The following is a 26450-nucleotide window of genomic DNA, read 5'->3' as shown; positions in this document are numbered from 1 at the left end:
TCTTGACGAATGCGCGACGACCCGACCAGGAAGGAACCACCGTGTACGCAGTGGAGATGGTGTACCGCGGGAACGAGGTGGACAGGATCAGTTCCGCCGAGGAGCACCGCATGTACTGGAAACGGCTGGCGGAAAAGGGAATGCTGCTCGGCGGCGGTCCGTGGGAGGACGGGACCGGCGAATTTCTTCTTTGTGACGCGCGTGACCGTAGCTCTCTCTTGAAGGTGCTTTACGCCGACCCCTACGCCCAGAGCCAGGTGATCTCGGAACTACGGGTACGGGAATGGAACGCCGTCATGGGCCATGTGATCCTGGCCGGCCTGGAACGCGCCGCGGACGACCGGGGAGCGGTGGAGCCGCTGCGCGCACGGACCGCCGGGCGGCGCACCAGACGTATGTACGAGGAACTCACCGCGCATGAGCGCCGGATCGCCGACATGATGCTGGACGGAATGACCAACAAGCAGATCGCCGAGGTCTTCTCGGTGTCCACCCGGGCGATCGAGCTGCACATCACCAGTATGTACCGGAAGCTCGACATCCGACGGCGGGCCCAATTGGCGACCGCCATGGACCAGTTCGCGACCGCCCTGGCCAGCTGAGGCTTCGTGGTCCCGTAGCGCCGGCCGGCCGGCGCCGGGCTACGTTCGGACGGCATTGTCCGAACCCGAGCAGATGGTGGTGCAGTATGCCGTTGGTCGAGATAACGGCTCCGGCGGGATCCCTGTCCGACGCGACCGTCGGGACCCTGCAGCGCGAGGTGGCCCGGTCCGTGATGCACTGGATGGGCTTCCCGGACACCGATTTCTTCGCGGGAGCCACCTGGGTCTATGTGACGGAATCCAGGAAGGGCTGGTCGGCAACCGGGGCGGTCGACATCCAGCCGGGATTCCTGGTCGTCGTGACGCCGCTGGAGAAATTCCTCACACCGGAGCGCAACGAATCGCTGTCCATCGAGATCACCCGGGCCGTCCAGGAGGCGGCCGGCCTTTCCGGAGCGGAGCCGCCGACCGTGTGGGTGGTGGTCAACGAGATTCCGGAGGGCTATTGGAGCGTCAATGGCGGCCTGACCAGGCGAGCGAAGATCGACGAGCTGATCGCCCGGCAGGACTGATATCCGGCACATCGGCGGCGCACCGGTCCCCGGTGCGCCGCCGATGTGCCGTTCCCGCCATACCCGGCAGTTCACCGGAATCTCCCGGTACGGATTACCGTAGTGCTCCCCTGAACGGCCCGGGATTAGGCTGCGGGCAATGGAACGGAACGGACGAATGGAGGAGATCCTCTCATGACTCTGGATTCGATACCGCGGCTCGGCCTGGTGGTCCCCCCGGCGAACGCCGCGGCGGAACCGGAGATCGGCGGCCTGGTCCATCCCCGGCTGAACACCCATACGACGCGATTACCGGTACTGCCCGGCAAGGATCTGCGCGAACGCCTCGACACGTACAACGCGGTCCTCCCGCAGACGCTCGGCACCTTCGGCACGCTGCGGCTGGACGCCGCGGTCATCGCCTGCACCGGCTCGCACTACCTTCTTTCCCCGGGCGGCGACCGCGCGCTCTGCGAGGCGCTGTCGGACCGGATCGGCGCACCGGTCGCCTCCGCGACCCTCGCCATCCTCGCCGCGGCGGCCGCGGCCGGCGTCGAGCGGCTCGTCCTGGTGTCGCCGTACCAGCCCTGGCTCACCGACCTCTCCCGCGACTACTGGGAGAAGGCGGGCCTCGCCGTCGACCGGGTGGTCAAGGTGCGTGCCGGAGGCCGCTTCTCGCCCTACGACGTCACCACCGCGGAACTCCTGGCCCAGGTCCGCGACGCCGGGGTGGCCGACGACGCCGCCCTGCTCTTCACCGGCACCGGGATGTCCACCCTCGCGGCGCTCGCCGAACTCGGCCGCGACAGCGGCCGGACCCTGCTGACCTCCAACCTGGCGACCGCCTGGTGGGCGCTGCACACCGCCGGGGGCGGCGAGCCGTTCGACCGGCCGGACACGCACCCCCTGCTGCGGCGGCTGTCCGGACACCCGGCCGCGGCATGAGCGCCGGGCAGCCGCCGGTCGCCGTGGTCGGCGCCGGACCGGTCGGCCTCACCGCCGCCCTGGTACTGGCCCGCGGCGGCGTACCCGTCACCGTCCTGGAGCAGCTCCCTGCCCTGTCGACGGCCTCCCGCGCCTCCACCTTCCACCCCGCCACCCTCGACCTGCTCGACGAACTCGGGGTGTCGGCCGCCCTGCACCGGCAGGGCCGCGAGGTCACCCGCATCCAGTGGCGCGGTCTGGACGGCGAGGTGCACGCCGAACTGGACTACGCGCTGCTCGCCGGGCACACCACCCACCCGCACCGGCTGCACGTCGAGCAGTCCCGGCTGACCCCGCTGCTGCTGGCGGCGCTGGAGGCCACCGGGCTGGCCGACGTCCGGTTCGGCCGGACGGTCACCGGCGTACGGCAGACGGCCACGGGGGTGGAGCTGACCGCGAGGTCCGGCGGCGGCGAGGAGGTCCGCGAGACCTTCGGCCACGTGGTGGCCGCGGACGGCAGCCGCAGCGCCGTCCGCGACGCCGCGGGACTGCCCTCCCGGGCCCGGGACTACCCGCACTACGCGCTGCGGGTGGTCACCGACAGCCCGCTCGACCGGCTGGAGCCCGGCCTGTCCCCGCTGACGTACGTACGGGACCCGCGGATCTCCTTCAGCGTGCTGGGCATGCCCGACCACTGGCGGCTGATCTTCCGGATCCCGCACGGGACCCCGCGCGCGGACGTCCTGGCGCCCGGGGCCGTACGGGAGCTGGTGGCGCGGGCGCTACCGCGGGCGGGAGCGGCGCTGCCGATCGCGGAGGCCACCACGTACCGGCTGGCGGCGTTCCTGCTGCCGGACTACCGCGTCGGGCGGCTGCTGTTCGCCGGCGACGCCGCCCACCTCACCTCGACCGCCGGCGGCATGAACATGAACTGCGGGCTGCACGACGCCGTCCACATCGGCCGGGCGCTCACCGCCGTGCTCACGGGAGACGCCGACGAGGGCGTGCTGGCGGAAGCCGCCCGGCAGCGCCGGGCCGTCGCGGAGTCAGCGGTGATCCCGCGCAGCGAGGCCCGTACCGCCGGACTCGACGGCGCCGCCGCGCTGCGCGGGGCGCTGGAGGCCGTGCGCCGCACCGCGGCCGACCCGGCGTCCGCCACGGACTACCTGATCAAGGCATCCCTGCTGGATGTCGCCCCACGTCCGACGACCCGAGACGAGAGAGGCACCGCAGATGCGCATCTGGTTTCACAAGCACACGGTTGAGGGACGACTGCCGCTGCTGGACCAGTGGTACCGGGAGCACCTGGACGCCGTGGCCGACCCCGGCACCACCGTCGACATCAAGACCCTGCCGGCCGAGACCTACCCTGACAGCACCCCCTTCTCACTGGTCGGCCACCACTCGGCCCAGGTGCTGTTCAGCCAGCACTTCGCGCAGGCCGCGGTGACCGCCGAACGCCAGGGCTACGACGCGTGGGTCATCGCCGCCGGCCAGGACCCCGGCCTGCGGGACGCCCGCCCGCTGGCCGCCATCCCCACCGTCGGCTACGGCGAGAGCGCGTTCTTCCTGTCCGCGATGACCGGTCAGCGCTTCGCCGTCCTCGGCTTCATGCCGCCGCTGGAGGAGCCCATCCGCGCCAACATCCGCCGCTACGGACTGGAGTCCTCGCTGAGCGGCTACGAGGTGATCCCCGGCAGCTGGGACTCCGTCCACCGCTCGCTGGAAGGCGACTTCGACCAGTTCGTCGAGATGTACTCCGCCGCCGCCGAGCGCGCCGCCAAGTCCGGCGCCGAGGTGATCATCCCCGCCGAGGGCATCCCCAACGAGATCCTCTGGCACCTGGGCATCCACGAACTGCACGGCCTCCCCGTCGTCGACCCCGCCGGACTCGCCGTCAAACTCGCCGAGACCCTCGTCCACCTGGGCGAGCTCCGGCTCTTCTCCCGCAGCAGTCACGGCTACTGGTTCAGCCGCCCCGAGCAGGCCGTCACCACCCACCTGGAAAAGGTCTTCCTCGGCTCCGGCCTCTGACCCCAAGGAGCTCCTGCCATGTCGTTCTCCCCGTACGTCCGCGACCCCGACCCCGCCGGGTCCGGCGCGCCCTACTACCGACCCCGACGGCTGCGCCGCACCCCGGCGCTGCGCCGCCTGACCGCCGAGACCCGCGTCTCACCGGCCAACCTCGTCCAGCCGCTCTTCCTGCGCGAGGGGCTGACCGAGCCGCGGGAGATCTCCTCCATGCCCGGCGTCTTCCAGCACACCCGCGACACCCTGCGCAAGGCCGCCGCCCAGGCCGTCGACAACGGCGTCGGCGCGCTGATGCTCTTCGGCATCCCCGAGCACAAGGACCCGCGCGGCACCGGAGCAGTCGACCCCGACGGCATCCTGCAGACCGCGCTGCGCGACGTGGTCGCCGAGGTCGGCGACTCGACGGTGGTCATCGGCGACATCAACCTCGACGAGTACACCGACCACGGCCACACCGGCGTCCTGGACCCCTCCGGCGACGTCGACAACGACGCCAGCATCGAGCTGTACGCGCAGGCCGCCGTCGTACAGGCCGACGCCGGCGCCGAGGTCGTCGCGCCCAGCGGCATGATGGACGGCCAGGTGCGCCGGATCCGCCGGGCGCTGGACGAGGCCGGCCACCAGTCGGTGGCGATCCTCGGCTACTCCGCCAAGTACGCCTCCCACTTCTACGGGCCCTTCCGGGACGCCGTGGAGTCCTCGCTGCGCGGCGACCGCAAGGGCTACCAGCAGGTCCCCGGCAACATCCGCGAGTCGCTGCGCGAGGTCGAACTCGACGTCGCCGAGGGCGCCGACATGGTGATGGTCAAGCCGGCCCTCGCCTACCTCGACATCGTCCGGCTGATCACCGACCACGTGCACGTCCCGGTCGCCGCCTACCAGGTCTCCGGCGAGTACTCGATGGTCGAGGCCGCCGCAGCCAAGGGCTGGATCGACCGCGACGAGGTGGTCCGGGAGAGCCTCGCCGCCATCCACCGGGCCGGCGCCACCCAGATCATCACCTACTGGGCGAGCGAGTTCGCCCCGACGCTGGACCGGTGACCCGGTGACCTCCGCGAAGGGCGCCCCCGGCGTCCCCGAAAGCTCCGGCCCCGGGGTGATGGTGGTGGGCATCAGCCACGCCTCCGCCCCGCTGGACCTGCTGGAACGGCTGTCCGAGACCGGCCGCCCGATCGACGAACTGGTCGCCGGCGCCACCACCGTCGACGGCATCGACGCCGCCGTCGTACTGTCCACCTGCAACCGCCTGGAGATCTACACCGAGGCCCGCCCCGGCGCCTCCGACGGCGAACTCCACGACCTGGTCGCCCGGCACACCGGCGTCGCCCGGGACGAACTCGACCCGCACTTCTACACCCACCGTGCCGACGACGCCGTACGCCACCTGTTCACCGTCGTCTCCGGGCTGGATTCGGTGGTGGTCGGCGAGGACCAGATCCTCGGCCAGGTCAAGCAGGGCCTGGAACGCTCCCAGAAGCTCGACCTGACCGGAAAGGTCCTGGCCAAGGCCGTGCAGACCGCGCTGCGGGTCGGCAAGCAGGCGCGCAACGACACCGGTCTCAACGAGGCCGGACGCTCGCTGGCCACTGAGGGCCTGGCCTTCTTCGAGCGCCGGATCGGCTCGCTGACCGGCCGTACCGCCCTGGTGATCGGCGCCGGCTCGATGGCCGGCGTGGTCGTCGCCGCCCTGCGCCGCTCCGGCCTGGGCACGGTCCACCTCGCCAACCGCACGCCCGAGAAGGCGCAGCGGCTCGCCGAGACCGCCGGCGGCCGGGGCTACCCGCTGGAGCGGGTGCCCGAACTCCTCGCCGAGGTCGACGTGGTGGTCGGCGCCACCGGCACCAACGGCCACGTCGTCACCGCCCAGCACGTCGAGGAGGCCATGCGCCGCCGCCGCGGCCGGGAGCTGTTCATCCTCGACCTGGCGCTGCCCCACAACATCTCCCCGGACGCCGCCGTGCTGCCCGGCGTCACCTTCGTGGACCTCAAGCGCATCGCCGAGGAGGGCAGCCAGGACGAGGTGTCGGTCGCCAGCGTGCGCGCCGCCCACGACCTGGTGGACAAGGAGGTCGCGGACTTCAGGACCAGGGTCAGCCTGGCCGGCGCGGCCCCGATCCTCACCGCCATGCGCAACGCCGCGACCGAGGCGGCCGACGCCGAACTCGGACGGCTGACCCGCAGGGTGGCTGGCATCGACGGCGCGGCACAGCAGGAGATCGACCGCAGCGTGCGCCGCATCATCGACAAGGCGCTGCACCGGCCGACCCTGCTTATCAAGGAACTGGCCACGTCCCCCGACGGCGCCCGGCACATCGAGGCACTCAGCAGGCTGTTCGCGGCGGACGGCGACACCAAGAAAATCGAGGTCATCGGGTGAGCGACATATCGGCACTCTGGGAAGCCGAGTCCATCGCCGTCATCGGCGCCAGCGAGCGCCCCGGCGCGCTGGGCCGCAAGCCCATGGACTACCTGCTGCGCTACGGGTACAAGGGCCGCATCCTGCCGATCAACCCCCGCTCACCGGAGATCCTCGGCGTGCCCGCCTACCCCAACGTCAAGGACGTGCCCGGCCGGGTCGACCTCGCGCTGATCATGGTCTCCGCCGACCGGGTACCGGGCGCGGTCGACGACTGCGTCGCGGCCGGCATACCGCTGGCCATCATCGCCTCCTCGGGATTCGCCGAGACCGGCGAGGCCGGCGCCCGCCTGCAAGAAGAGGTCGTCACCAGGGCGCGGGCCGGCGGGCTGCGCGTCATCGGCCCGAACTGCATCGGCGCGGTCGGCTACGACAACCGGGTGATGGCCACCTTCAGCCCGCTCTTCGGCGCGCTGAACGTGCCCTTCGAGCCGGGCACCCTGGCCTTCGTCAGCCAGAGCGGCGCGCTCGGCTTCGGGGCCGCCAGCCTCGCGCTGGAACGCGGCCTGCGGCCCGGCTGGGTGGTCAGCACCGGAAACGACGCAGACGTCACCGCCCTTGAGGTGCTCCGCGAACTCGCCAAGGTCCCCGCGGTGGCCGGGCTGCTCGGCTACCTGGAGGACACCCCCGACATCGAGGGCCTGCGCGAACTGGCCGCCTCCGACAAGCCGGTGGCGCTGCTGAAGTCGGGCCGGACGGAGGCGGGCGGCCGGGCCGCCGCCTCCCACACCGGCGCGCTGGCCACCGACGACCGGGTCCTGGACGCCGCGCTGCGCCAGCTCGGCATCGTACGGGTCGACGACATCGACGAACTCATCGACGTGGCACGGGCCTTCGAGTCCGTCCGGCGCCCGGCCGGCAACCGGGTCGCGGTGGTCACCACCTCCGGCGGCTCCGGCATCCTGGCCGCCGACGCCATCGAGAGGTACGACCTGGAACTGAGCGTCCTGCGGCCGGCGAGCAAGGAGGCGCTGGCGGAGATCATCCCCGCCTTCGGCGCGATCGACAACCCGGTCGACATCACCGCCACCGTGCTCAGCGACCCCTCGCTCTTCGACCGCTCACTGGACGTGCTGATCGCCGACGACACCGTGGACATCATCGTCGCCTGCTTCTGCGTGATGGCGGGACCCGACGTGGAGAAGGCCGTCACCAGCCTGGCCAAGGCGGCGGAGAAGGGCGGCAAGCCGGTCCTGGTGGCCAGGACCGGGGCGGACTTCCTCGCCCCGGACGCCTCCCGCGACCTGCGGGCCGCGGGGCTGCCGGAATACCCCACCCCGCCGCGGGCGCTGCGTGCGGCAGCCGCACTGTGGGAGGTCAGCCGGCCCCGCGCCGCCACCCCGCCGGCCGCGCCCGGCACGGACGCCGGCCCCGGCCTCGGCGCGACCGAACCGGAGCTGAAGCAGTACCTGGCCGGCGCCGGCGTCACCGTCCCGCGCGGCCGGCTGGTGCACGGCGCCGACGACGCGGTCCGCGCGGTGCGGGAGGTCGGCGGGCGGGCGGTGTTCAAGGCCGTGGTCCCCGGCCTGCTGCACAAAACCGAGGCCGGCGCCGTCGAGATCGGCGTCACCCCGCAGACCGCGCCGGAGGTCCACCGCCGGCTCGCCGCCCTCGGCGGCGGCGTCCTCGTCGAGGAACTCGTCGACGACGGCGTGGAGCTGATCGTCGGCGTGCGCTCCAGCGACCTCGGACCGGTGCTCACCGCCGGCCTCGGCGGCGTCTTCGCGGAGGTCCTGGACGATGTCGGCCACCGGCTGCTGCCGCTGCGGCCGGGCGAGGGCGCGGAGATGCTCTCCAGGCTGCGCGGTGCGAGGATCCTGGCCGGCGCGCGCGGCCGGGCCGCCGCGGACACCGAGGCGGCGGCCGGCCTGCTGCACCGGATCGACGAGCTCACCCGGAACTGGCCGGCCGGCTTCGAGCTCGACCTCAATCCGGTACGCGTCCTGGAACGCGGCCGCGGCGTGGTCGTGCTGGACGCGGCCCTGACCCGGCGTGCCCCGCGGGAGGTCCGATGACCGGCAGCCAGGAGTGGTTCGAGCGCGCCCGGCGGGTCACCCCCGGCGGCGTCAACTCACCCGTCCGCGCCTTCGGCGCCGTCGGCGGCACCCCCCGCTTCGTCGTCGACGCCGACGGCCCCTACCTCGTCGACGCCGACGGCAGGGAATACGTCGACCTGATCTGCTCCTGGGGACCGATGATCCTGGGACACCGGCACCCCGCCGTGCTGGAGGCGGTCGGCCGGGCACTGGAGCACGGCACATCCTTCGGGGCGCCGTCGCGCGGCGAGGTCGAACTCGCCGAGGAGATCGTCGACCGGGTCGCCCCGGTGGAGCAGGTACGGCTGGTCAGCTCCGGCACCGAGGCCACCATGTCGGCGATCCGGCTGGCCCGCGGCTTCACCGGGCGCAGCAAGGTCGTCAAGTTCGCCGGCTGCTACCACGGCCACGTCGACGCCCTGCTGGCCTCGGCCGGCTCGGGCCTGGCGACCTTCGCGCTGCCGGGCAGCCCCGGCGTCACCGGCGCCCAGACGGGCGATACCGTCGTGCTGCCGTACAACGACCTGGCCGCCGTCGAGAAGGTCTTCGCCGAGAGCGGGCCGGAGATCGCCTGCGTGATCACCGAGGCGGCACCGGGCAACATGGGCGCGGTCCCGCCGCTGCCCGGGTTCAATGCCGGCCTGCGGGAGGTGACGGCGCGTCACGGGGCGCTGCTGGTCTCCGACGAGGTGATGACCGGCTTCCGGGCCGGCCGCGACGGATGGTACGGCCGCGACGGCGTCGCCGCGGACCTGCTGACGTTCGGCAAGGTGATGGGCGGCGGCTTCCCCGCGGCGGCCTTCGGCGGCCGGGCCGACGTCATGGCGCACCTGGCACCCGCCGGGCCGGTGTACCAGGCCGGCACGCTCTCCGGGAACCCGGTGGCCACCGCCGCCGGCCTGGCCACCCTGCGGCACTGCACGCCCGAGGTCTACGCCCGCCTGGAGGAGGTGGCGCAGACGATCGGCCGGGCGCTGTCGGCCGGTCTGGACCGGGAGGGGGTCGGCCACCGCGTCCAGTACTCGGGCACGATGTTCTCGGTGTTCTTCGGCGACCGCCCGGTGGTGGACTTCGACGGCGTCAGCGCGTCGGAGTCCTACCGCTACGCACCCTTCTTCCACGAGATGCTGCGACGCGGCGTCTACCTGCCGCCCTCACCCTTCGAGGCGTGGTTCGTCTCGGCCTCGCACGACGACCGGGCGGTGGAGCGGGTGCTTGACGCCGTTCCGGCGGCAGCGGCGGCGGCCGCCGCCGCACGGCCGGCCTGACGCACAGCGGTGTGCCCCGCGGCCTCGGCCGCGGGGCACACCGTGCTTTCCGCCGGATCGGACCGCCGGATCGGACCGCCGGATTTCCTGCGGTACTTTCAGGAGACCACGTCCAGCCGGACCTCGGTGTTCCCCTTGACCGCTTTCGAAAAGGGGCAGCGCCCGTGCGCCTTTCCCACCAGGTCGACCGCCGTGTCCCGGTCGACCCCGGGAACGTCCACGGCGATCACCACCGACAGGAAATACCCGCCGTCGTCCTTTTCCAGCGACACCCGGGCGGTGACGGTGTCGTCGCCGAGCGGGACCCGCGCGTCACGGGCGCACAGCCGCAGCGCGCTGTGGAAGCAGGCGGCGTACCCGGCCGCGAACAACTGCTCGGGGTTGGTGCCCGTACCGCTGCCGCCGACCTCCTTGGGGCTGGTCAGCGACAGGTCGAGGATGCCGTCCGCGGAGCGGACCTCGCCGTTGCGCCCGTCGCCGGTGGACACGACCTCACTGGTATAGACGACAGCCATCTTTCTCCTCGCTTTCCCTCGGCACGCGATATCCCGGCCCAGTCTCCGGCGTTTTTCCGGCGCCGTGCGCTACGGACTGCCGAAGAGACCGCCCGACCGCGGAAAGCTAATGTCGGAGCGGTGCCGGACGAGGCGGTTTCCCTTTCCGGTGAATCTCCAGTGAAGGAGTCGAGGCGAATGGGGCCGCTCACGGGAATCCGGGTCGTGGAGCTGGCGGGTTCCGCACCGGCGGCTTTCGCCGGCACGCTGCTGGCGGATTTCGGAGCCGATGTCGTACGGATCGACCGGGCCGCCGCGGGGGCCGGGGACGGGCCCGCGGACGTGCCGGCGCAGGGAGGCGCGGACGCCGCGGACCGGAGCCGGCCGGTCGGGAACCCGCTGGCCCGCGGCCGCCGCTCGGTCGCCCTCGACCTCAAGCACGACGAGGGAGTGGCCGCCGCGCTGTCCCTGATCGACCGGGCCGACGTACTGGTCGAGGGCTTCCGCCCGGGCACGGCCGAACGGCTCGGCCTCGGCCCGCAGACCGCCCTGGAACGCAACCCCGCACTGGTCTACGCCCGTGTCACCGGCTGGGGGCAGACCGGGGCGTGGGCCGCCAGGGCCGCCCACGACCTCGCCGTCCTGGCGGTCACCGGCGCACTGGACACCGACCCCGCCACCGGGGACCCGCTGCCGCCGCCCACCGCGTACCTGTCGAGTTTCGCCGGCGGCGGCATGGCACACGTCCAGGCGATCCTCGCGGCGCTGTACGAGCGCAGCCGCTCCGGCCTCGGGCAGGTGGTGGACACCGCGCTCGCGGACGCCGCGGCACTGGTCACCACCCTCGTCCACCAGTGGCGGGCCGCACCCGGCGTGCACACGGTCACCGACGCCCCCCACTACACGCTCTACCGGTGCGCCGACGGCCGCCATGTGGCGGTGGCCGCGATCGAACCCAGGCTCTACGCCAACCTCCTGCTGCAACTGGGCCTGCTCGGCGACCCCGCGCTGCCCGACCGCGGCGACCCGTCCGCCTGGCCCGCCCTGCGCGCGCTGCTCGCCGGGAGGTTCGGCGAACGGGAGAGCGCGCACTGGGCGAAGGTCTTCGCCGACGTGGACGCCTGCGTGGTCGTCGTCTCCACCGCGGACGAGGCGCCCGCGCACCCCCAACTGGCCGACCGGGGCACCTTCGTGGACGTGGGCGGACACCTCCAGCCCGGCCCCGCGTCCCGTTTCGGCCGGCGCCCGCCGACCGTGCCGCGCCCGGCGCCGTACACCGGTGAGCACACCGCCGAGGTCCTCCGCGAATGGCGCCGCGACCGGCCGGTCGACTGACCGCGCCGGCGAGGACTCCGCGGGCCGTACCGGGACGTACCGGGCCGGCGGGCGGGGCGTCCGACCGGCGGCCCGCGGCGGTCGGACGGATCGCGCCGGTCGGACGCGTCACCCGCGCGCTCCCCCGTGCGGGGGATACGCAAGGCCGTCCGGTTTGCGGACTGCGGTTCGGGAGAGGTCTGCTGTGTGCTTCGGACCGGAGGCATCCATCGCGGGACACCGGCGATCGGCCCGGCGTCCCCTGCGGTCCGCCTCCGGCCGGGGAAAACCGGGCCGGGCGTGCCGTACGAGGCCCCTCCCGGAAGAGACCGCCCATGCAGCACGAAGACCAGGCCCCGCCCACCGACCGTGCGCGAGGCCGCCGGCGCGACGAGCCGGCCGAGTCCGACGACCTCTTCCGCCGGATGCTCACGGAGAACCGGGACCCGGAGCGGGAGGCGTTCCGGCACCGGTTGATCATCGCCTGGATGCCCATGGCGAGGCGGCTGGCCGGCCGGTACCGGGGCCGCGGGGAAGCCGCGGAGGACCTCCAGCAGGTGGCCCTGCTGGGACTGATCAAGGCGGTCGACCGTTTCGACCCGGCCCGCGGCCACGCCTTCGCCGCCTTCGCGGTGCCCACGATCGACGGCGAGATCAAACGGCACTTCCGTGACCACCTGTGGACCGTCCACGTACCCCGCAGCGTCCAGGAACTCCGCATGCAGGTCCGCGCCGCCTGCCAGGAGATCGACGGCGAGCACCGGGGCGGCCGGCCGACCGCCGAGGCCGTCGCCGCCCGTACCGGCCTGTCCGAGCGGGAGGCGCGGGCGGGCCTGGCCGCGCTGGACAGCCTGCTGACCCTGTCGCTGGACGCGCCGCTGGACGCCGGGGCCGCCGGCGTCGGCGTCCTGGGCGACACGATCGGCGCCTGCGATCCCGCCCTGGACGCGGTCGTGGACCGCGAGGCGGTCAAGCCGGGACTGCGGGACCTTCCGCAGCGGGAGCGGACGATCCTGTTCCTGCGGTTCTTCCGGGACATGAAGCAGATCGAGATCGCCGACCAGCTGGGGATCTCCCAGATGCACGTGTCGCGGCTGCTCAACGCGGTGTGCGCGCAGCTGCGGACCGCCGCCGCGGAGGACCCGCGGGCCGCCTGAACCCCCGTCCCCGCCGCGCCGCCGCACCTCGCCCCGCCGCGCTGTGCCGTCCCGCGGCCCCGGGCGCGGCCTGAGAGGCCGCCGGACACCGCGGGCGGCTATCCGCCGGGCGGGCGCCCGGCGCCGCCTATCCGCAGGGGTGCCGCCGGCTGTGGGCGGACGCCACGCCTCTGGCCCACCCGGCGACGGCGTGCGCCCGCACCGCCCGGCGGAGCGCCAGCGAGTTGGCGTCGTCCACCGCGCCCGCCGGGCCGGCGGGCACCGGCCGGCCGGCGGCGGCCGGGGCGCCCAGCGGTTCCGGCTGCCGGCCGATGATCGCGATCTCGCAGTCCGCGCCCGCGCCGTACGCCCGCAGCCGGCGCAGCAGCCCGGCGACCGCCCCGCCCGTCGACGTGACGTGCCCGACGTCGAGGATGACGGCCTCCATCCGGTGCGCCAGGCACTCGACCAGCAGGCCGAAGGCCGGGGCGGCCCGATCGTCGAGGTCCCCGCAGGCCGTCACCACCGCGGCGGTGCCGAGGAGGCTGATGTGCAGGCAGAAGGGCTTCACCGTGAACGCCCCCAGGCGCCGGGGTGGCAGCCCGGGGCGGCGAAGGGAATCGCCGCCGGGCGCACGGCAGGTGCCGCGCGAGGACCGGCCCCGTACGACCGGGAACCCCGGCTGCGGGGCCCCGCCGTCCGTGCGGCCGGACCGGGCTGGTGGTGGTGCCACTGTCGCACACCGGGAACACGGACGACGGCACGCGCGCGGCCCCGAGGCCGCCGCTCCGGCGGGACGGACGTGTCCGCGCGGTGGCGCTCCGCCCCGCGGGTGATGGCGGATGATGTGAGTCGACCGTCGTCGTCGGAGGTGAGTGCGGTGGAGTCCGGTCGGCCCGAAGGAGAAGGAGAGTGGGTGAAGTCGCCGTCGGATGCCGCCGGAGCCGCCGCCGACCGCACCCTGTTCAACCGGGCGCTGGCCGAGGCGATCGCCGCGCCCGACGTGCGTTCGGTCCCCGCCCGGCTCTGCCAGGCGTGCGTCGACCTCCTCGACGTCACCGGTGCGTCTGTCTCGCTCTCCGGCGGCCCCGGGCTGCGGACCCTGTGGTGGTCCAGCGACCCGGTGGCCGCCGAACTGGCGGAGGTGCAGTACACCCTCGGCGACGGGCCGTGCCAGAGCGCGCTGGGCCTGGTCGCCCCGGTACTGGCCGGCGACCTCGCCCAGGGCGTGGACGCCCGGCGCTGGCCGCTGTTCGCCCAGCGCGCGGTGGAGCTGGGGGTGCGGGCGGTGTTCTCCCTGCCGCTGGGCAGCGCGGCGGTGGCCACCGGCACGCTGGACCTCTACCGGCGCGAGCAGGGGCCGCTCAGCGCCCGGGACAAGGCGTTCGCCTTCCCCGCGGCCGACGCCATCACGTTCGCCCTGATCAGGATCCACTCCGACGCCGCCGCGCAGGCCGGATCCGACGAGGAGGAACTGGCCTCCTGGCTGGAGGGCGCCGAGAGCGACCACGAAGAGGTGCACTACGCGACCGGCATGCTCATGGTTCAGCTGGGGGTCGATCCGCACCACGCGCTGGCCCGGCTCCGCGCGTACGCTTTCGCACAGGGCCGAACGGTGACCGAGGTCGCACGCGACGTGATCGCACTCAAGCTGAGCTTCGATGAGTAGGCCCGTACGGGCAGGGGCCGATGACAGGAACGGTGAGTTCGGCATGAGCCGTCTGCGACACGTGGCGGAGGCGTTCGTCAGCCTTGCCGACACCTTCGGTGAGCAGGTCGACCCGCTCGTCCTGGCGGACCGGCTCGTCGCCCACTGCGTCCGGCTCACCGGCGCCACCGCGGCCGGGATCATGATGGTCACCGCCCGCGGCCGGCTGCGCACCGTCGCTGTGTCCGACCAGCGCGCCGAACTCCTGGAGATGCTCCAGCTGCAGACCGGCGAGGGCCCGTGCGTCGACTGCCGGCGGGACGGGCAGGTGGTGGCCGCCCCCGACCTGGCGCTGTCCGCCGACCGGTGGCCGCGTTTCACGGTGCTGGCACGGGCGGCGGGGTTCGTCGGCGCGTACGGCATTCCGGTGCGGATCCACGGGCAGGTGGTGGGCGCGCTCAACCTGCTGTGCGCCGGCGCCGTACCGCTCACCGACGACGACCTCGACGTGGCGAGGGCGTTCGCCGAGGTCACCGCGACCGCGATGATGCAGTGGCGGTCCGATCCGGCGCGACCCCAGGACATCCTCACCCGGGTCCAGTCGGTGGTCGCGGCCAAGGCGTCGGTGGAGACGGCCCAGGGCATGCTGGCCGCCGCCGGCGGCCTGTCGCTCGCCGACGCCCTGGGCGCGCTGCACGCCTACAGCCGGCAGGGCGGCGTACGGCCCACGTCCGCCGCCCAGGCGCTGCTGAGCCGCGCGCTCACCCCGGAGCACATCCTGTCGGCCGCGGCCAGGGGAGCCCGCCCGTAGGGTCTGCCGTGCGGATCCGTGCGGATCCGTGCGGATTGGTGCGGTGTCGCGGGCTCCGGCACACCCGTCTGCCGCGTTCCGGCCGGCCGGCGACGGCCTCCCCGGCCCGGCGGAGTGGGGAGGCACCCGCACCGCGTCGCTCCCCCACTCCGCCGGGCGGCCGCACGCACCGGATCCCGCCCCGCCACCCACGGAGATCCGAACGCCGGACCCCGGCACGGGTCGGCCGGGCCGCCGGCCCGCCGGTCGCCGCCCGGCCCGCCGCGACGAGGCCCTCCGCCTCGCCTCCGCTTCACCTCCGTCCCGCCGTCCGGACGCCGGGCGGCCGGATCCCGCCCCCGCCGCGGCCCCCGCCGACCGTCCCTGTTTGCCGCCCGGCAACCGGGCAAGACGGTCACCGTGCTTCGGAGCGCAGGCACGTCCGGTGGTGACGGAGGAACAGCCGCCCCCCCGGCCGGGTCGGGTCGGCCGGGAGGACGCCGGCCGGCGCGCCGCTCCGAGCAGGCGCAGGGGAGGGACGGCGGGATGGCGGTGCGACCTGACGACGGCGAACCGATGGCGGTCCGGACGACCGGATGCCTGGAACTGCCCGGTGAGGAGGTGGCTCTGGTGGGCGCGGAACTGGTGTACCGGCCCGGGGACTGCCTCGCGGTCCGTATGGCGCTGCGCGGCCCCGACGGCACCGAGGTCGGCTGGACCTTCGGCTGGGAGCTGCTCGGCCAGGGCCTGACCGGCCCGGCCGGTCAGGGCGACGTCCGGGTCAGGCCGGTCCGGGACCCGGTCCCGATGGTCGAAGTGGTCCTGGCCTCGGCGTTCGGCGCCCGCGTACGGTTCCCCGCCCGGGACGTCCGGTACTTCGTGGACAAGGTACGGGCCCTGGCGTCGCTGGACGCCCATCGCGTCTCCCCGGCGCTCGACGCCGAACTCGCCGCCATCCGGGAGGAGGCGTGAGGCGCGCCCGGGGCCGGTGGCGGCCCGCACGGTCCGCGGCGGCTCCGCGCCCGCGCCGCGCCGGGCCGGTTCACTCCGACACGCCGCGCCGGTTGTTGTGCTGGAGGACGAAGCCGATGACGGCCGGCACCAGCACGCCCACCCCGATCAGGAACAGCCACGGGCCGAACACCACGCCGAGGCCCAGCACCGCCGTGCCGACCGCCGTCCACAGCGGGTACGCGGTGTCGGGCGGGAAGAAGTCGACCGGACCGGCCGCGTCCACCACCTCGGCGTCGCCCGCGTCCTGCGGACCGGCGCCCAGCCGCGCGTAGGACTGCCACAGGAAGAACGCGATCAGCGCGGCCATCAGCGCGGCGACGGTCAGCGCCGCGGTGCCCGCCGGCTCCACCGACGTCCAGCCGTAGACCGCCGCGGCGACCGCGAAGAACACCGCGACACCGGTGAACATGACAGCCGAGGTCCTCACCGTACGCCCTGCCCGCCGGCGGCCTGCCCACCGGTGGTCGGTAGGCCGCCGGTCGGCGGGCCGGAACCGCTCTCGGGCGGCCGGCCGCGCAGCACCCGCGCCGCGAACTGCGGATGGTTCAGGTCGAAGGCCGGCGACTCCGAGCGGATCCGCGGCACCGTCAGGAAGTTGTGCCGGGGCGGCGGGCAGGAGGTGGCCCACTCCAGTGAACGGCCGAAGCCCCAGGGGTCGTCCACACCGGGCCTCGTCCCGCCGCGCGCCGTCCGCCCGACGTTGTAGAGGAAGGGCAGCATCGACAGGCCGAGCAGGAACGCGCCGATCGAGGAGACCGTGTTGAGCGTGGTGAAGCCGTCGGCGGCCAGGTAGTCGGCGTAGCGGCGCGGCATGCCCTCCGCGCCCAGCCAGTGCTGGACGAGGAAGGTCAGATGGAAGCCGGTGAACAGCGTCCAGAAGTGGATCCTGCCCAGCCGCTCGTCCAGCATCCGCCCGGTGAACTTCGGCCACCAGAAGTAGAAGCCGGCGAACGTCGCGAACACCACCGTGCCGAACAGCACGTAGTGCAGGTGCGCGACCACGAAGTAGGAGTCGGTGACGTGGAAGTCCAGCGGCGGCGAGGCCAGCAGCACCCCGGTGAGGCCGCCGAACAGAAACGTCGTCAGGAAGCCCAGCGACCACAGTATCGGTGTCTCGAAGGACAGCGAGCCGCGCCACATGGTGCCGATCCAGTTGAAGAACTTCACCCCCGTCGGCACCGCGATCAGGAAGGACGTGAGCGAGAAGAACGGCAGCAGCACCCCGCCGGTGGCGAACATGTGGTGGGCCCAGACCACCGCCGACAGCCCGGTGATGGCCATCGTCGCGCCGACCAGCCCCAGATAGCCGAAGACCGGCGCGCGGCTGAAGACCGGGATGATCTCCGAGACGATGCCGAAGAACGGCAGCGCCACGATGTAGACCTCCGGGTGCCCGAAGAACCAGAACAGGTGCTGCCACAGCAGCGCCCCGCCGTTCGCCGCGTCGAAGACGTGCGCCCCGAACCTCCGGTCCGCCTCCAGCGCCAGCAGCGCCGCGGTGAACACCGGGAAGGCGAGCAGCGCCAGGATCGAGGTGAACAGCACGTTCCAGGTGAAGATCGGCAGCCGCGTCATCGTCATCCCGGGAGCGCGCAGGCAGATGATCGTCGTGATGAAGTTGACCGACCCGAGGATGGTGCTCAGCCCGGACACGACCAGCCCCGCCGCCCACAGGTCGCCGCCGGCGCCGGGGCTGAACACCGGCCCGTTCAGCGGCGCGTACGCGAACCACCCGAAGGAGGCGGCCCCGCTGTCGGTGGCGAAGCCGGAGACCACCATCAGGCCGCCGAGCAGGAACAGCCAGTACGTGTAGGCGTTCAGCCGGGGGAAGGCCACATCGGGCGCGCCGAGCTGCAACGGCATGATCGCGTTCGCGAACCCCACGAAGGTGGGAGTGGCGAAGAGCAGCATCATCACCGTGCCGTGAACGGTGAAAAGCTCGTTGTAGGTCTGCTGCGTCACGACCTGGAGGCCGGGACGGGCCAGCTCGGCCCGCATCACCAGGGCCAGCGCGCCGGCGAGCAGGAAGAAGCCGAACGCGGTGGTCAGGTACATGAGGCCGATGGTCTTGTGGTCGGTCGTGGTCAGCAGGCCCACCAGCCGGCGCCCGCCGGCCGGCTCCGCCGCCATGACCGCGGCCGGCCGGGGCCGCTCCTCGATCGCCGTCATCCGTGTCTCCCGCTCCCCCGGATTCCGCGGCCCGCGCTGGAGGTCGCACGGGCCGGTTCCGGGTACCGCGCCCAGTGTGTGGTGCCGAAAGCCCGGACGGCCCCCCGCCGTTCGCGCGCCGGAGCAGAAGCGCCCGGTTGGCCCACCGCCGCCGTACCGGCGGCCACGCCGCACGGGCGGGCAGCACAACCGCACCGGGCCTGGGGCCGCACCGCACCCGAAGTCCACCGTACGAGTGAACCTGACGGCTGCCCGGTGTGCGATACGCCCCTTCGGGGAGCATGGGCGGCACCCCGACCGGAGACTGGGGCCGGACATGGTCCCGCTGTGCGCGCCGCCACGGGCGGGGGAACAGCGGCACGGACGCGCGCCTCCGGGCACACCATGGCGGATTCGTACGGGACGGGTAGGGGAGAGGAGCCGGCAGCGTGGCGCGGACGGACGAGCGGCGGGTCCTGGACGGCGACCGTGCGGGTGCGGGTGCGGGTGCGGGTGCGGGTGCTGGGCCCGGGTCCGGGACGGGCGGCGCGGGGGCTGCGGCCGGCGGGCCGGTGGCGCTCCGCGACCGCGCCGCGGAACAGGACGCCCTGCGGCGCGAGGTGACCGCGCTGCGGGAGACCATCGCCGAGCGGGCGGTGGCCGACATGGCGTGCGGTGTGGTGATGGCCGTGGGCCGCTGCCCGGCCGAGGAGGCGGCCCGAGCGCTGCTGGCGGTCGCCGCGGAGAGCGGCAGCACGCTGGACGAGGCCGCGGCCCTGCTCGTCGACGGCTTCGGCGGTGTCCTCGGCGCCGGCGCCGGCGGCGTGGGCGGTGCCGGGAGTGCCGGCGGCCACGGGCCCGCCGGCCCCCCACGGCCCGTCCTGCGCCAGGTGCTGCGGCAACTCGCCGCGGCGCGCGGCCGGTGAGCGCTCCGCCGCCCGGCCCCCTTCCACGGCGCATCCGGCCGGAGGGACCACGGTGACCAGGCGAACGGCACAAGGACCGCACCGGCCGGCGTCGCCTTCGGCGGCGGAGGGCGCCCACGGTGAACTCGACCACCTGCGGGAGGAAGCGGCGGGACTGCGGCGCGCCCTGGAGTCGTACCCGACGATAGACATGGCGCGCGGGGTCGTGATGGCCATCGCGCCGTGCGGCAAGGACGAGGCGTGGGGCGTCCTGGTCGAGGTCTCGCAGCACGCGAACGTCAAACTCCGCGATGTCGCCCGGGACATCCTCGCCGGTGTCGTCGGCGGGCCCGTACCCCCGCCGGTACGCCGGGCGCTGGCCGCCGCGCTGGAGCGGCTGGGGACGACCCGCCGCTGAGGCGGCCGGTACGCGCCCGGCCCGCGATTCCGACGCCGGCAATTCCGCGGCCCCGCGGCCCGCAGCCCGCAATCCCGACGTCCGCGACCCGCGACCCGGGCCCCGGGCCTCGGTGCCGGCGTTGGCCGAGCAGACCGCGGTCCTTCCGCCGGTCGGCGGCGGCCACGGCCGCCGCCGACCGCGGGGGGCTACGGCCGCCGGGGGAGGGCGCACCACCGGGACCGGGCCGCCGTGCCGCGCACGCCCGGCGGGGGAGCGCCGCCGCCGGGCCCGTACCGGGGACGCCCGGCGGCGCGGGGCGGCCGGCGCCGCGGGCCGGTGAGGCTGTGGCGCCCGCCGCCGGAATGGGGCCGAACGGTCCCTGCCGGGTGGTGGGGCCTCTGCTGTCTACTGGGCGGTGCAAGACCGCCCCGGTCCCGGCCCCCGACCTCGCGCGGCGCGTGGTTCCGCCGCGGGGGAGGCACAGCGAGGCAGGGAAGAGCGTTCATGAGCGACGAAGGAGTGCGGCACGCCGTCCGGACCCGGTGGGGGAGTCCCGCCGTGGCCCCGGGACCCCGGCGCACGGTCGATCTGGACCCCGCGGAGGCGCTGCGGCTGCTGGCGGGCGTCTCGCTGGGCCGGATCGTCTTCACCCGGCACGCGCTGCCCGCCATCCGCCCCGTCAACCACGTCGTCGTCGCGGGCGACGTCATCATCCACACCCACGAGGCCGCCGCCCTGACCGAGCAGGTCGAGCGGGTCGGCGCGCAGGGCATCGTCGTCGCCTACGAGGCCGACGTGATCGACGCCGACACCCACCTCGGGTGGAGCGTGGTGGTCACCGGCTACTGCCGCCTGATCACCGACCCGCGGGACACCGCCCGCTACCGCGAGCTGGTGCGCCCCTGGGCGGACCAGCGGACCGACGTCCTCGTCCGCCTCCACCCCGACCTGGTCTCCGGCATCCGCCTGACCGGCCCCTCCTAGGGCCTGTCGCCCGGATCTCCGCGGCGTCGCGGACCCCGGCCCGCACGGCCTGCCGCGTTCCCGCCGGCCGACACCGCACCACGTCGCCCGCCACCTCGGCCCTGCCGCCGCCGCGCACCGGACCCGCCCCGCCACCCGCGCAGATCCGAACGACAGGTCCTGGCCGTGCCGTGGCGGTCGGCGCCCGGGTGGGCCCCCGGCCGACGGGTCGGGCGCACCGCCGGGGACACGGCGGACGCCCGGTCCGGCTGGTCTCCGCCGCGACGAGCTCCTCCGGCGAGCGGACCCCGACCGCCGGCTTCGCCCGTCCGCGTCCGCCGTCGGCCGGGCCCGTCCGTCCGGCTCACTCCCGGCTCACCCGCCCACCCGGGTCGCGGCCTGCGCCAGGATCTCCCCGTCGGCGGAGAGCAGAACGACATACGCCTCGCTTCCCCCGTACACCCCGTCCGCCACCAGGAGCTCGACCTCGCCTTCCGCTCCCGCCACGGACTGCGGGCCGGCCAGGCGGGACGCCGGATCGGCGGGGCGCCGCCTGACCTCCACCCGGCTGCCGGTCCCGACGTCCGCCACGTCCACCCGGCAGCGCGTCCCGCTCCACGCGACCTGCCCGATCCGGCCGCGGGAAGCGGCGGCGCCGCCGGGGGTGACGACGAGCACCGGTACGACGCACTCCTGCGGGCTCAGCCCGCCGTGGTCGTAGATCCGGCCCGCCTCGAAGGCGGCGACCCCGTGCGGTGAGGCCATCGCGACGGAGGCGTCCCAGCTCCACGGCACGGTCGGCTGGCCGACGCCGTGGGCGGAGGCGGCCAGGCGGGCGGCCCGGGGCTTGCGGACCGCGGTGAGGTGCTCCGGCAGGTCGACCTTGGGCAGTCCGCCCGGCACGAGCAGCCAGCCGTGGTCGGTGACCACGGACACCCGTGTCCACCCGGCGTGCAGCAGCTCCTGGACCCTGGCCGCGATGTCCTCGACCTCCTGCCCGATCCGGTCGACCAGTTTCAGGCCCAGCCCGTGGCCCGTCCGGTCCAGGTCGGCCGCCTCGGTCCAGCCCCGGCCGGACGGATCGCCGCCGGTCTGCTCCGGCCCGAGCGGCTGGACGCCGCCGGCCCGCAGCGCCGCCCGCAGCGCGTCCCCGGCCAGCCGCCTGCCCTGCGGCCCCAGCGCCGTCATCTCCGGGCCGCCCGCGCGGGGCAGCTCGACGGGGGCCACGGCCGGCTTGCCGGTTCCGGTGACCGTGGGAAACGGGGCCAGCCTGGGCCGGATCTCCGCGCCGAGACCGCGGAGCCGCAGCCGGTCCCGCAGCATGGTGCCGACGTCGTAGCGGAGACCGTCGACGAAGACCACGCACTCGCCCGGCGCGGTCCGCAGGCCGATCTCCCCGGGGTAGCCGCCGCCGACCGCCGCGGCCTGGAAGCGGCGGGCCGTCTCGTCCAGCCACGGCAGGTACACCGAGCGCAGCGCCGCGCCGACCGCGTCCCGCGCGGCGGGCGCCGGCACGGCGGCCAGCGCCGACACGGCCGCCTCGTCGGCCTGCCAGCCGTGCTCCGCGTACCAGGCCGCGAAGTCCGCGACGGACCCGCCCGCCGGCAGCCGGCCGGTCAGCCCGGCCAGCCGGTTCAGGTGGCCGACGGCGGACGCGAGGGGGCTGAGCCCGAGACCGCTCCACACCGATGCCCGCCGCCGGCCGTGCTCCTCGTCGAGCCGGGCCAGGGCCGTCCGCGCCTCCTCACCGGTCGCCCCCGCCAGCGCCCCCAGCGACGCGGCCAGCTCCTCCTCGGCGCTCTCGTCGTCCTGCGGCCAGGAGTCCCGGCTGCTGACGAACAGCTGGTCCGGGCGGGCCTGCCGCAGCAGTTCGGGGATTCGCGGGTACGCGTGCGGCGCCTCGGCGAACCGCTGCCAGGTCCGCTGCCACTGCGCTCCCTCGCGCAGGCCGAGCCGCCGCGCGACAGCGAGCGGCCCGTCGCCGTCCGGGCTGACGCGGAAGGTGCGCCGGCACTGCGTCACAAAGGCCGTCCAGGCGTTCCCGCCGAGCCGGTCCCGGGTGCCGCGCGGGTCGTCGAGCCAGTCGAGGAGGGTCTTGACCTCGTCGGGGTTCAGCAGGGCCGCCAGGTCGTCCGCGTCGATCCGGCTCCTGCGGCGCAGGTCGTCCACCGAGGCGCCCGCGAGGACGGTCAGCGCGTGCCCGAGCGCGTCGTGCGTCGCGGTGTCCCGGGCCAGCTTGAGGCCGAGTCCGTCCTGGCTCCTCAGGAACGACGCCGGGGTCCACGCGCCCCCGTTCGGCTGCTGCCACCAGGCCGCTCGGAACTGCAGCTCGGCGATGGGGCGCAGGTGCCCCGGCGCCGACTCGACGGCCCGCAGCTGCGACTGCTCCACCCCGGGCAGGTAGACCACCCAGGGGCCGGCCGGCGGCGGCCCGTCGAAAGCCCCGCCCAGCAGGCACCGCAGCCAGATCGCCGGACCGGTGCGCGTACCGGGGTCGTACGCGCCGAGCGTCGCCAGCGGCAGCCGCGCGCCCAGAGCGGGGATCAGCGGGCGCCACGCGCCGCCGGGGTCCGCCCACAGCACCGCGGCCGGCGCCGCTTTGTCGTCGCGGTTGTAGCGTCCGGCGGCGGCGCGGACGCAGTCCGCGAGCGCGTCGAGAACGGTCGGTGCCGTCACGGGGTCCGGCCTCCGGTCTCCCGCGCGGCACGCTTCTGCGCGAGGGTGTGGTGCAGGTCGTTGTCGCGCGCGGAGCCGTCCGGTTCGGTGCCGCGGTCCTTCTTCCAGTGAATGGTGAATTTCGACCGCAGCACGCCCGCCGCGACGAACGGCCGGATGTTCAGCCGTACACCGTCGTCCAGGTCCGGCTCCCACCCCATCGGCTGGCCGGACAGCGGCTTCCAGCGCACGTGGATGTCCAGCGGCGGCTCGCCCTCAAGGATCCCGACCAGAGCGCGCTGCAACTCCTGCGCCGCGGCCAGCCGCGACCCGGCGCCGGCCAGGTCCGCGTCCGCGTCGGCCCGCTGCCGGTCGATCCACCACCCCAGGACGGTGTACGTCAGCCGCTCCAGCGTGGCCCGGTCCAGCCGGTGGTAGTTCACCAGCGCGGAGAACCCGTCCTTGAGGCCGTCCCAGACGTGCCAGATGAACGGGCGGTTGTGGAAGACCTTGCAGTGGTCCTTGAAGAAGGCGTCCCGCAGCCAGCCCGCCAGGTCCCCCGACGGCCTGCCCGCCTGGGCCAGCAGCTTGTCCACGACGGGCGCCGACCACTGGTCGCCGTAAGCCGCGGCGAGGAGCTCCCGGACCCGGTCGGCTGCGGCCGGCGCGCCGGCCACCGGGGGCAGGCAGACGATTCCGTGGGCGTCCGTCAGCTCGTCCAGCGGGTCCGGCCGCTGGCCCGGCCAGCGGAATCCCAGCAGCCGGGCCACCGCCACCTGGAGCACCGCGGTCGCCTCGGCGGGCGCCCCGGAGAACAGCCACTGCGTGGGATCGTCCGACGCCGGTTCGGGCAGCGGCCCCGACCGCGCCGCGACCTGCCGCCAGTGCTCGACGTCGAAGGGCACCCGGGTGAAGCTCGCGGTCGCGACGCTCAGCTTGGGGTCGATCCGCCGCAGCTCGGTCCGGTAGGAGTCGTCCGCCATGTAGTGCCACAGCGCCGGCAGCAGGGTCTCGTCGCGCGGGATCACCGCCGCGGCGCTGCTGTCGAACACCTCGCCGGTGAACACGGTGCACGGCGTCGCGCTCATCTCCGAGATGAGCACCCCCTTGCGCCCCCAGGCGCCCTGGCCCTGGACGCGGGCCTGCGGGGACCTGGCCAGCTTCCCGGTACCGGAGTCCCACTTCAGCACGCAGTCGCAGCCGTCGTACAGCGCGGTGCGGCGCGGGGCGGACTGGATCCGGGTCCAGCCGGAGCCGATGGACGGGATCTCCCAGTGCTTGCGGACGAACCTGGCGTTGTCCCCGGTCTTGAGGCCCTGGAAGCTGCGGGCCCGCAGCGCCAGCGGGTCACCGGCGCCGCCCTCGCCGAAGGCGATCACCGACGCCTCGTTGGCGTACTGCTCGGACTGGAGCACGTCCCAGGCGGGGAGGGTCCGCAGCGCTTCAGCCTTGTCGAGGGGCTGGGACGGCCCGGACGCGTCGATCATCCGCATCCGCCGCCCCAGCGGTTCGCCACCGCGCTGCAGGACGGCCAGCAGCGCCTTGACCACCTCGCCCCTGACGGCCGAGAAGGCCCCCGGGCCGAGCCGCCCCAGCAGGTGGAACTGGTGACCGCGCAGCTGGGCCGCGCGGAACGCGCGGTAGGAGTTGAGGAACAGCCAGTTCTGCGGCGTCACCACGGCGACGATGCCGGACCCGCGCAGTGAGCGCTGCCACCGCCGGACCATGGCCGTGGCGAGGTCGGCCGAGGCGTCCGGGAGGTACTCGCCCAGGTAGCGGGTGAGCAGCTCGCTCTGCAGCCCGGACCCCAGGTAGGGCACGTTGGTCGCCACCAGGTCGTAGCGGCGCGACAGCAGGTCGGCGGCCCGGCCGATCCCGGCGGCGGCGTCACCGAACACCTCGCTCGCCGGGTCGCCCGACACCCCGGCCTCGGCGTGCAGCGCCCGGTCCAGCAGCGGGGCCAGCCGGTGCCAGTCGACCTCGTCCAGCTGCCCGGTGTGCCCGCCCGCGACCGGGTCGATCAGCGACCCGAGGGTGTCGGCGTCCGCGAACAGGGCGTGCAGCCGGCCCAGCGCGGCCTCGATCCGGCCGTCCCCGTCGGCGAGCTTGATCCATTCGGCCAGCGGCGCCTTGGCCGGGATGCCGGAACAGGCGACGTTCGGCACCGGCAGCGGGCGGTAGCCGCCCTCCTTCCATGCCTCCAGGGCCAGCGCGAACATGGCGATCTGCGTACAGCGCGCGTCCAGTTCCAGCCCGAAGAGGTTCTCCCGCAGCACCGCGTCCTGGGCCGCCGCCGGCGCCAGCCCCTCCTCCTCGGCGCGCATCCGCCACAGCATGCCGAACGCCGCGACCAGGAAGTGCCCCGAACCGCAGCACGGGTCCATGACGGTGACCTCGGCGACCCGCCGCGGCCAGTCCTCGAACCGGCGCACGGCGGGCCCGCCGTCGGCGTCGCGCCGCAGGTAGTCGTACTCCTCGACGAGCCGGGACGCCGGGTGCCGCTCGGCCCACCACGCGCCGAGCGAGTTCTCCAGCAGGAACCGGACCATGTAGTGCTCGGTGAACAGCTGCGTCACCGGCGGCAGGTCGGCCCCGCCGACCTTCCGGCCGGAGTCGTTCACCTCGGCCTTCGACCGCGACTGCCAGAACTGGTAGACCCAGCCCAGCGCGTCCTGCGCGGTCAGCGTCCCGGCCGGCACGTCCGCGACCGCCCGCTCCAGCGCGAGCAGGTCCTCCCGCGCGATCGGCACCTGGACGCACGGGTCGCCCGGTTTGAATATCCCCGGCAGCACCTCGGCGGCGAACCGCGCCGCCACCGACCAGCCGTCGGGCTCGTCCAGCTCGGCCGCCAGCTCCTCGCACTCCGCCAGCGTCAGCGGGATGCCGTAGTCGGGGTGCCGCAGCAGGCCGTTCGCCTCCAGGAAGCGCGCGAACAGCAGGCGGTGCCACTGCTCGTAGGCCACCTCCCGCACCAGCATCCGGTACGCGTCCTCGCCGGGGCCGTCCGCGTGCTCCAGCCGGTCGCCCAGCTGCCGGGCCCTGGCACGCAGGGCCCGCCGCAGCGCCCGCTCCCGCGGCGAGAGATAGGCCGGCACCCGGTCGGTTCCCACGCCCAGCCGGGTGACGGCCGAGGCCGCGGACGCCTCCGCCGCAGCGCGGCCGCGCTGCACCACCCGTTCCAGGTCGGTGCGCATCACCGGTGTCAGGACTGCCAT

Annotated in this window: 23 protein-coding genes; 17 read left to right on the top strand and 6 right to left on the bottom strand. The window is 74.5% G+C overall.

Features of this window, described 5'->3' with window-relative positions; translation table 11 throughout:
- Window positions 1-41: 41 nt before the first annotated feature.
- From RLT57_RS01305 to hemL, 9 genes are all read left to right on the top strand, one after another.
- Complete coding sequence (locus tag RLT57_RS01305) at window positions 42-602, top strand: LuxR C-terminal-related transcriptional regulator (protein ID WP_311295497.1); 561 nt, start codon at window positions 42-44, stop codon at window positions 600-602.
- Window positions 603-688: 86 nt separating this feature from the next.
- The gene (locus tag RLT57_RS01300; protein WP_311295496.1) at window positions 689-1114 is read left to right on the top strand and encodes a tautomerase family protein; all 426 of its coding nucleotides are present in this window, start codon (window positions 689-691) and stop codon (window positions 1112-1114) included.
- A 174-nt stretch (window positions 1115-1288) separates the two neighbouring features.
- Complete coding sequence (locus tag RLT57_RS01295) at window positions 1289-2038, top strand: maleate cis-trans isomerase family protein (protein WP_311295495.1); 750 nt, start codon at window positions 1289-1291, stop codon at window positions 2036-2038.
- Window positions 2035-3282, top strand: coding sequence for an FAD-dependent oxidoreductase (locus RLT57_RS01290; protein ID WP_311295494.1), 1248 nt, complete (start codon window positions 2035-2037; stop codon window positions 3280-3282). The genes RLT57_RS01295 and RLT57_RS01290 overlap by 4 nt, the downstream gene beginning before the upstream one ends.
- The gene (locus tag RLT57_RS01285; RefSeq protein WP_311295493.1) at window positions 3251-4051 is read left to right on the top strand and encodes an aspartate/glutamate racemase family protein; all 801 of its coding nucleotides are present in this window, start codon (window positions 3251-3253) and stop codon (window positions 4049-4051) included. The genes RLT57_RS01290 and RLT57_RS01285 overlap by 32 nt, the downstream gene beginning before the upstream one ends.
- An 18-nt stretch (window positions 4052-4069) precedes the next feature.
- The gene (gene hemB, locus RLT57_RS01280; protein WP_311295492.1) at window positions 4070-5089 is read left to right on the top strand and encodes a porphobilinogen synthase; all 1020 of its coding nucleotides are present in this window, start codon (window positions 4070-4072) and stop codon (window positions 5087-5089) included.
- Between the two features lie 4 nt (window positions 5090-5093).
- Complete coding sequence (gene hemA, locus RLT57_RS01275; RefSeq protein ID WP_311295491.1) at window positions 5094-6425, top strand: glutamyl-tRNA reductase; 1332 nt, start codon at window positions 5094-5096, stop codon at window positions 6423-6425.
- Window positions 6422-8479 carry an acetate--CoA ligase family protein gene (locus tag RLT57_RS01270; protein ID WP_311295490.1) on the top strand — a complete coding sequence of 686 codons (2058 nt, stop codon included), beginning with the start codon at window positions 6422-6424 and terminating at the stop codon, window positions 8477-8479. Before hemA ends, RLT57_RS01270 begins: the two co-directional genes overlap by 4 nt.
- Window positions 8476-9768, top strand: coding sequence for a glutamate-1-semialdehyde 2,1-aminomutase (gene hemL, locus RLT57_RS01265; protein WP_311295489.1), 1293 nt, complete (start codon window positions 8476-8478; stop codon window positions 9766-9768). The genes RLT57_RS01270 and hemL overlap by 4 nt, the downstream gene beginning before the upstream one ends.
- Window positions 9769-9866: 98 nt before the next feature.
- Here the strand turns inward: hemL and RLT57_RS01260 are convergent, their stop codons facing one another.
- On the bottom strand, window positions 9867-10283 hold the full coding sequence (locus RLT57_RS01260; protein ID WP_311295488.1) for an organic hydroperoxide resistance protein: 417 nt from the start codon (window positions 10281-10283) through the stop codon (window positions 9867-9869).
- A gap of 177 nt (window positions 10284-10460) precedes the next feature.
- On the opposite strand from RLT57_RS01260, the gene RLT57_RS01255 reads away from it, so the two are divergent.
- Together RLT57_RS01255 and RLT57_RS01250 are read left to right on the top strand one after the other, a co-directional pair.
- Window positions 10461-11597: a CaiB/BaiF CoA transferase family protein gene (locus RLT57_RS01255; RefSeq protein ID WP_311295487.1), complete on the top strand. Its 1137-nt coding sequence runs from the start codon at window positions 10461-10463 to the stop codon at window positions 11595-11597.
- A 314-nt stretch (window positions 11598-11911) separates the two neighbouring features.
- Window positions 11912-12733 (top strand): SigB/SigF/SigG family RNA polymerase sigma factor, encoded by an 822-nt coding sequence (locus RLT57_RS01250; RefSeq protein ID WP_311295486.1) that lies wholly within the window; start codon window positions 11912-11914, stop codon window positions 12731-12733.
- Between the two features lie 127 nt (window positions 12734-12860).
- Here RLT57_RS01250 and RLT57_RS01245 read toward each other — a convergent pair whose 3' ends face one another.
- A complete protein-coding gene (locus tag RLT57_RS01245) occupies window positions 12861-13283 on the bottom strand; it encodes an STAS domain-containing protein (RefSeq protein ID WP_311295485.1) in 423 nt (140 codons plus the stop codon).
- A 345-nt stretch (window positions 13284-13628) separates the two neighbouring features.
- Between RLT57_RS01245 and RLT57_RS01240 the strand changes: the two genes are divergently transcribed.
- The 3 genes from RLT57_RS01240 to RLT57_RS01230 all read left to right on the top strand — a co-directional run bounded on the left by RLT57_RS01240 (window position 13629) and on the right by RLT57_RS01230 (window position 16122).
- Entirely contained in the window at window positions 13629-14381 is a 753-nt protein-coding gene (locus RLT57_RS01240; RefSeq protein WP_311295484.1) for a GAF and ANTAR domain-containing protein, read from the top strand.
- 43 nt (window positions 14382-14424) lie between these two features.
- The gene (locus tag RLT57_RS01235; protein ID WP_311295483.1) at window positions 14425-15171 is read left to right on the top strand and encodes a GAF domain-containing protein; all 747 of its coding nucleotides are present in this window, start codon (window positions 14425-14427) and stop codon (window positions 15169-15171) included.
- A 525-nt stretch (window positions 15172-15696) separates the two neighbouring features.
- The gene (locus RLT57_RS01230) at window positions 15697-16122 is read left to right on the top strand and encodes an SsgA family sporulation/cell division regulator (RefSeq protein ID WP_311295482.1); all 426 of its coding nucleotides are present in this window, start codon (window positions 15697-15699) and stop codon (window positions 16120-16122) included.
- Between the two features lie 70 nt (window positions 16123-16192).
- On the opposite strand, the gene ctaF is transcribed toward RLT57_RS01230, so the two are convergent.
- Window positions 16193-16591 (bottom strand): aa3-type cytochrome oxidase subunit IV, encoded by a 399-nt coding sequence (gene ctaF, locus RLT57_RS01225; RefSeq protein WP_311295481.1) that lies wholly within the window; start codon window positions 16589-16591, stop codon window positions 16193-16195.
- Complete coding sequence (ctaD, locus tag RLT57_RS01220) at window positions 16588-18294, bottom strand: aa3-type cytochrome oxidase subunit I (protein WP_311300527.1); 1707 nt, start codon at window positions 18292-18294, stop codon at window positions 16588-16590. Before ctaD ends, ctaF begins: the two co-directional genes overlap by 4 nt.
- 467 nt (window positions 18295-18761) lie before the next feature.
- On the opposite strand from ctaD, the gene RLT57_RS01215 reads away from it, so the two are divergent.
- The 3 genes from RLT57_RS01215 (at window position 18762) to RLT57_RS01205 (ending at window position 20601) form a co-directional block, all read left to right on the top strand.
- A complete protein-coding gene (locus tag RLT57_RS01215) occupies window positions 18762-19238 on the top strand; it encodes an ANTAR domain-containing protein (protein WP_311295480.1) in 477 nt (158 codons plus the stop codon).
- A 52-nt stretch (window positions 19239-19290) separates the two neighbouring features.
- Complete coding sequence (locus RLT57_RS01210) at window positions 19291-19635, top strand: ANTAR domain-containing protein (protein ID WP_311295479.1); 345 nt, start codon at window positions 19291-19293, stop codon at window positions 19633-19635.
- A 486-nt stretch (window positions 19636-20121) separates the two neighbouring features.
- Window positions 20122-20601: a pyridoxamine 5'-phosphate oxidase family protein gene (locus tag RLT57_RS01205; protein ID WP_311295478.1), complete on the top strand. Its 480-nt coding sequence runs from the start codon at window positions 20122-20124 to the stop codon at window positions 20599-20601.
- A 354-nt stretch (window positions 20602-20955) separates the two neighbouring features.
- Here RLT57_RS01205 and pglZ read toward each other — a convergent pair whose 3' ends face one another.
- Together pglZ and RLT57_RS01195 are read right to left on the bottom strand one after the other, a co-directional pair.
- Window positions 20956-23256 carry a BREX-1 system phosphatase PglZ type B gene (gene pglZ / locus RLT57_RS01200; RefSeq protein WP_311295477.1) on the bottom strand — a complete coding sequence of 767 codons (2301 nt, stop codon included), beginning with the start codon at window positions 23254-23256 and terminating at the stop codon, window positions 20956-20958.
- The gene (locus RLT57_RS01195) at window positions 23253-26450 is read right to left on the bottom strand and encodes a DNA methyltransferase (RefSeq protein ID WP_311295476.1); all 3198 of its coding nucleotides are present in this window, start codon (window positions 26448-26450) and stop codon (window positions 23253-23255) included. Before RLT57_RS01195 ends, pglZ begins: the two co-directional genes overlap by 4 nt.

It is taken from the genome of Streptomyces sp. ITFR-21 (genome assembly GCF_031844685.1).
Taxonomy (GTDB): Bacteria; Actinomycetota; Actinomycetes; order Streptomycetales; family Streptomycetaceae; genus Actinacidiphila.
Note: the sequence above shows the minus strand (reverse complement) of the source record. Positions and strands in the feature narration are given on the sequence as shown.

Bases quoted from the DNA above. Each gene is read 5' to 3' on its own strand.
- RLT57_RS01300 (WP_311295496.1), top strand. From the start codon at position 689: ATGCCGTTGGTCGAGATAACGGCTCCGGCGGGATCCCTGTCCGACGCG.
- RLT57_RS01295 (WP_311295495.1), top strand. From the start codon at position 1,289: ATGACTCTGGATTCGATACCGCGGCTCGGCCTGGTGGTCCCCCCGGCG.
- RLT57_RS01290 (WP_311295494.1), top strand. From the start codon at position 2,035: ATGAGCGCCGGGCAGCCGCCGGTCGCCGTGGTCGGCGCCGGACCGGTC.
- RLT57_RS01285 (WP_311295493.1), top strand. From the start codon at position 3,251: ATGCGCATCTGGTTTCACAAGCACACGGTTGAGGGACGACTGCCGCTG.
- hemB (WP_311295492.1), top strand. From the start codon at position 4,070: ATGTCGTTCTCCCCGTACGTCCGCGACCCCGACCCCGCCGGGTCCGGC.
- hemL (WP_311295489.1), top strand. From the start codon at position 8,476: ATGACCGGCAGCCAGGAGTGGTTCGAGCGCGCCCGGCGGGTCACCCCC.
- RLT57_RS01260 (WP_311295488.1), bottom strand. From the start codon at position 10,283: ATGGCTGTCGTCTATACCAGTGAGGTCGTGTCCACCGGCGACGGGCGC.
- RLT57_RS01255 (WP_311295487.1), top strand. From the start codon at position 10,461: ATGGGGCCGCTCACGGGAATCCGGGTCGTGGAGCTGGCGGGTTCCGCA.
- RLT57_RS01250 (WP_311295486.1), top strand. From the start codon at position 11,912: ATGCAGCACGAAGACCAGGCCCCGCCCACCGACCGTGCGCGAGGCCGC.
- RLT57_RS01235 (WP_311295483.1), top strand. From the start codon at position 14,425: ATGAGCCGTCTGCGACACGTGGCGGAGGCGTTCGTCAGCCTTGCCGAC.
- RLT57_RS01230 (WP_311295482.1), top strand. From the start codon at position 15,697: ATGGCGGTGCGACCTGACGACGGCGAACCGATGGCGGTCCGGACGACC.
- ctaD (WP_311300527.1), bottom strand. From the start codon at position 18,294: ATGGCGGCGGAGCCGGCCGGCGGGCGCCGGCTGGTGGGCCTGCTGACC.
- RLT57_RS01205 (WP_311295478.1), top strand. From the start codon at position 20,122: ATGAGCGACGAAGGAGTGCGGCACGCCGTCCGGACCCGGTGGGGGAGT.
- RLT57_RS01195 (WP_311295476.1), bottom strand. From the start codon at position 26,450: ATGGCAGTCCTGACACCGGTGATGCGCACCGACCTGGAACGGGTGGTG.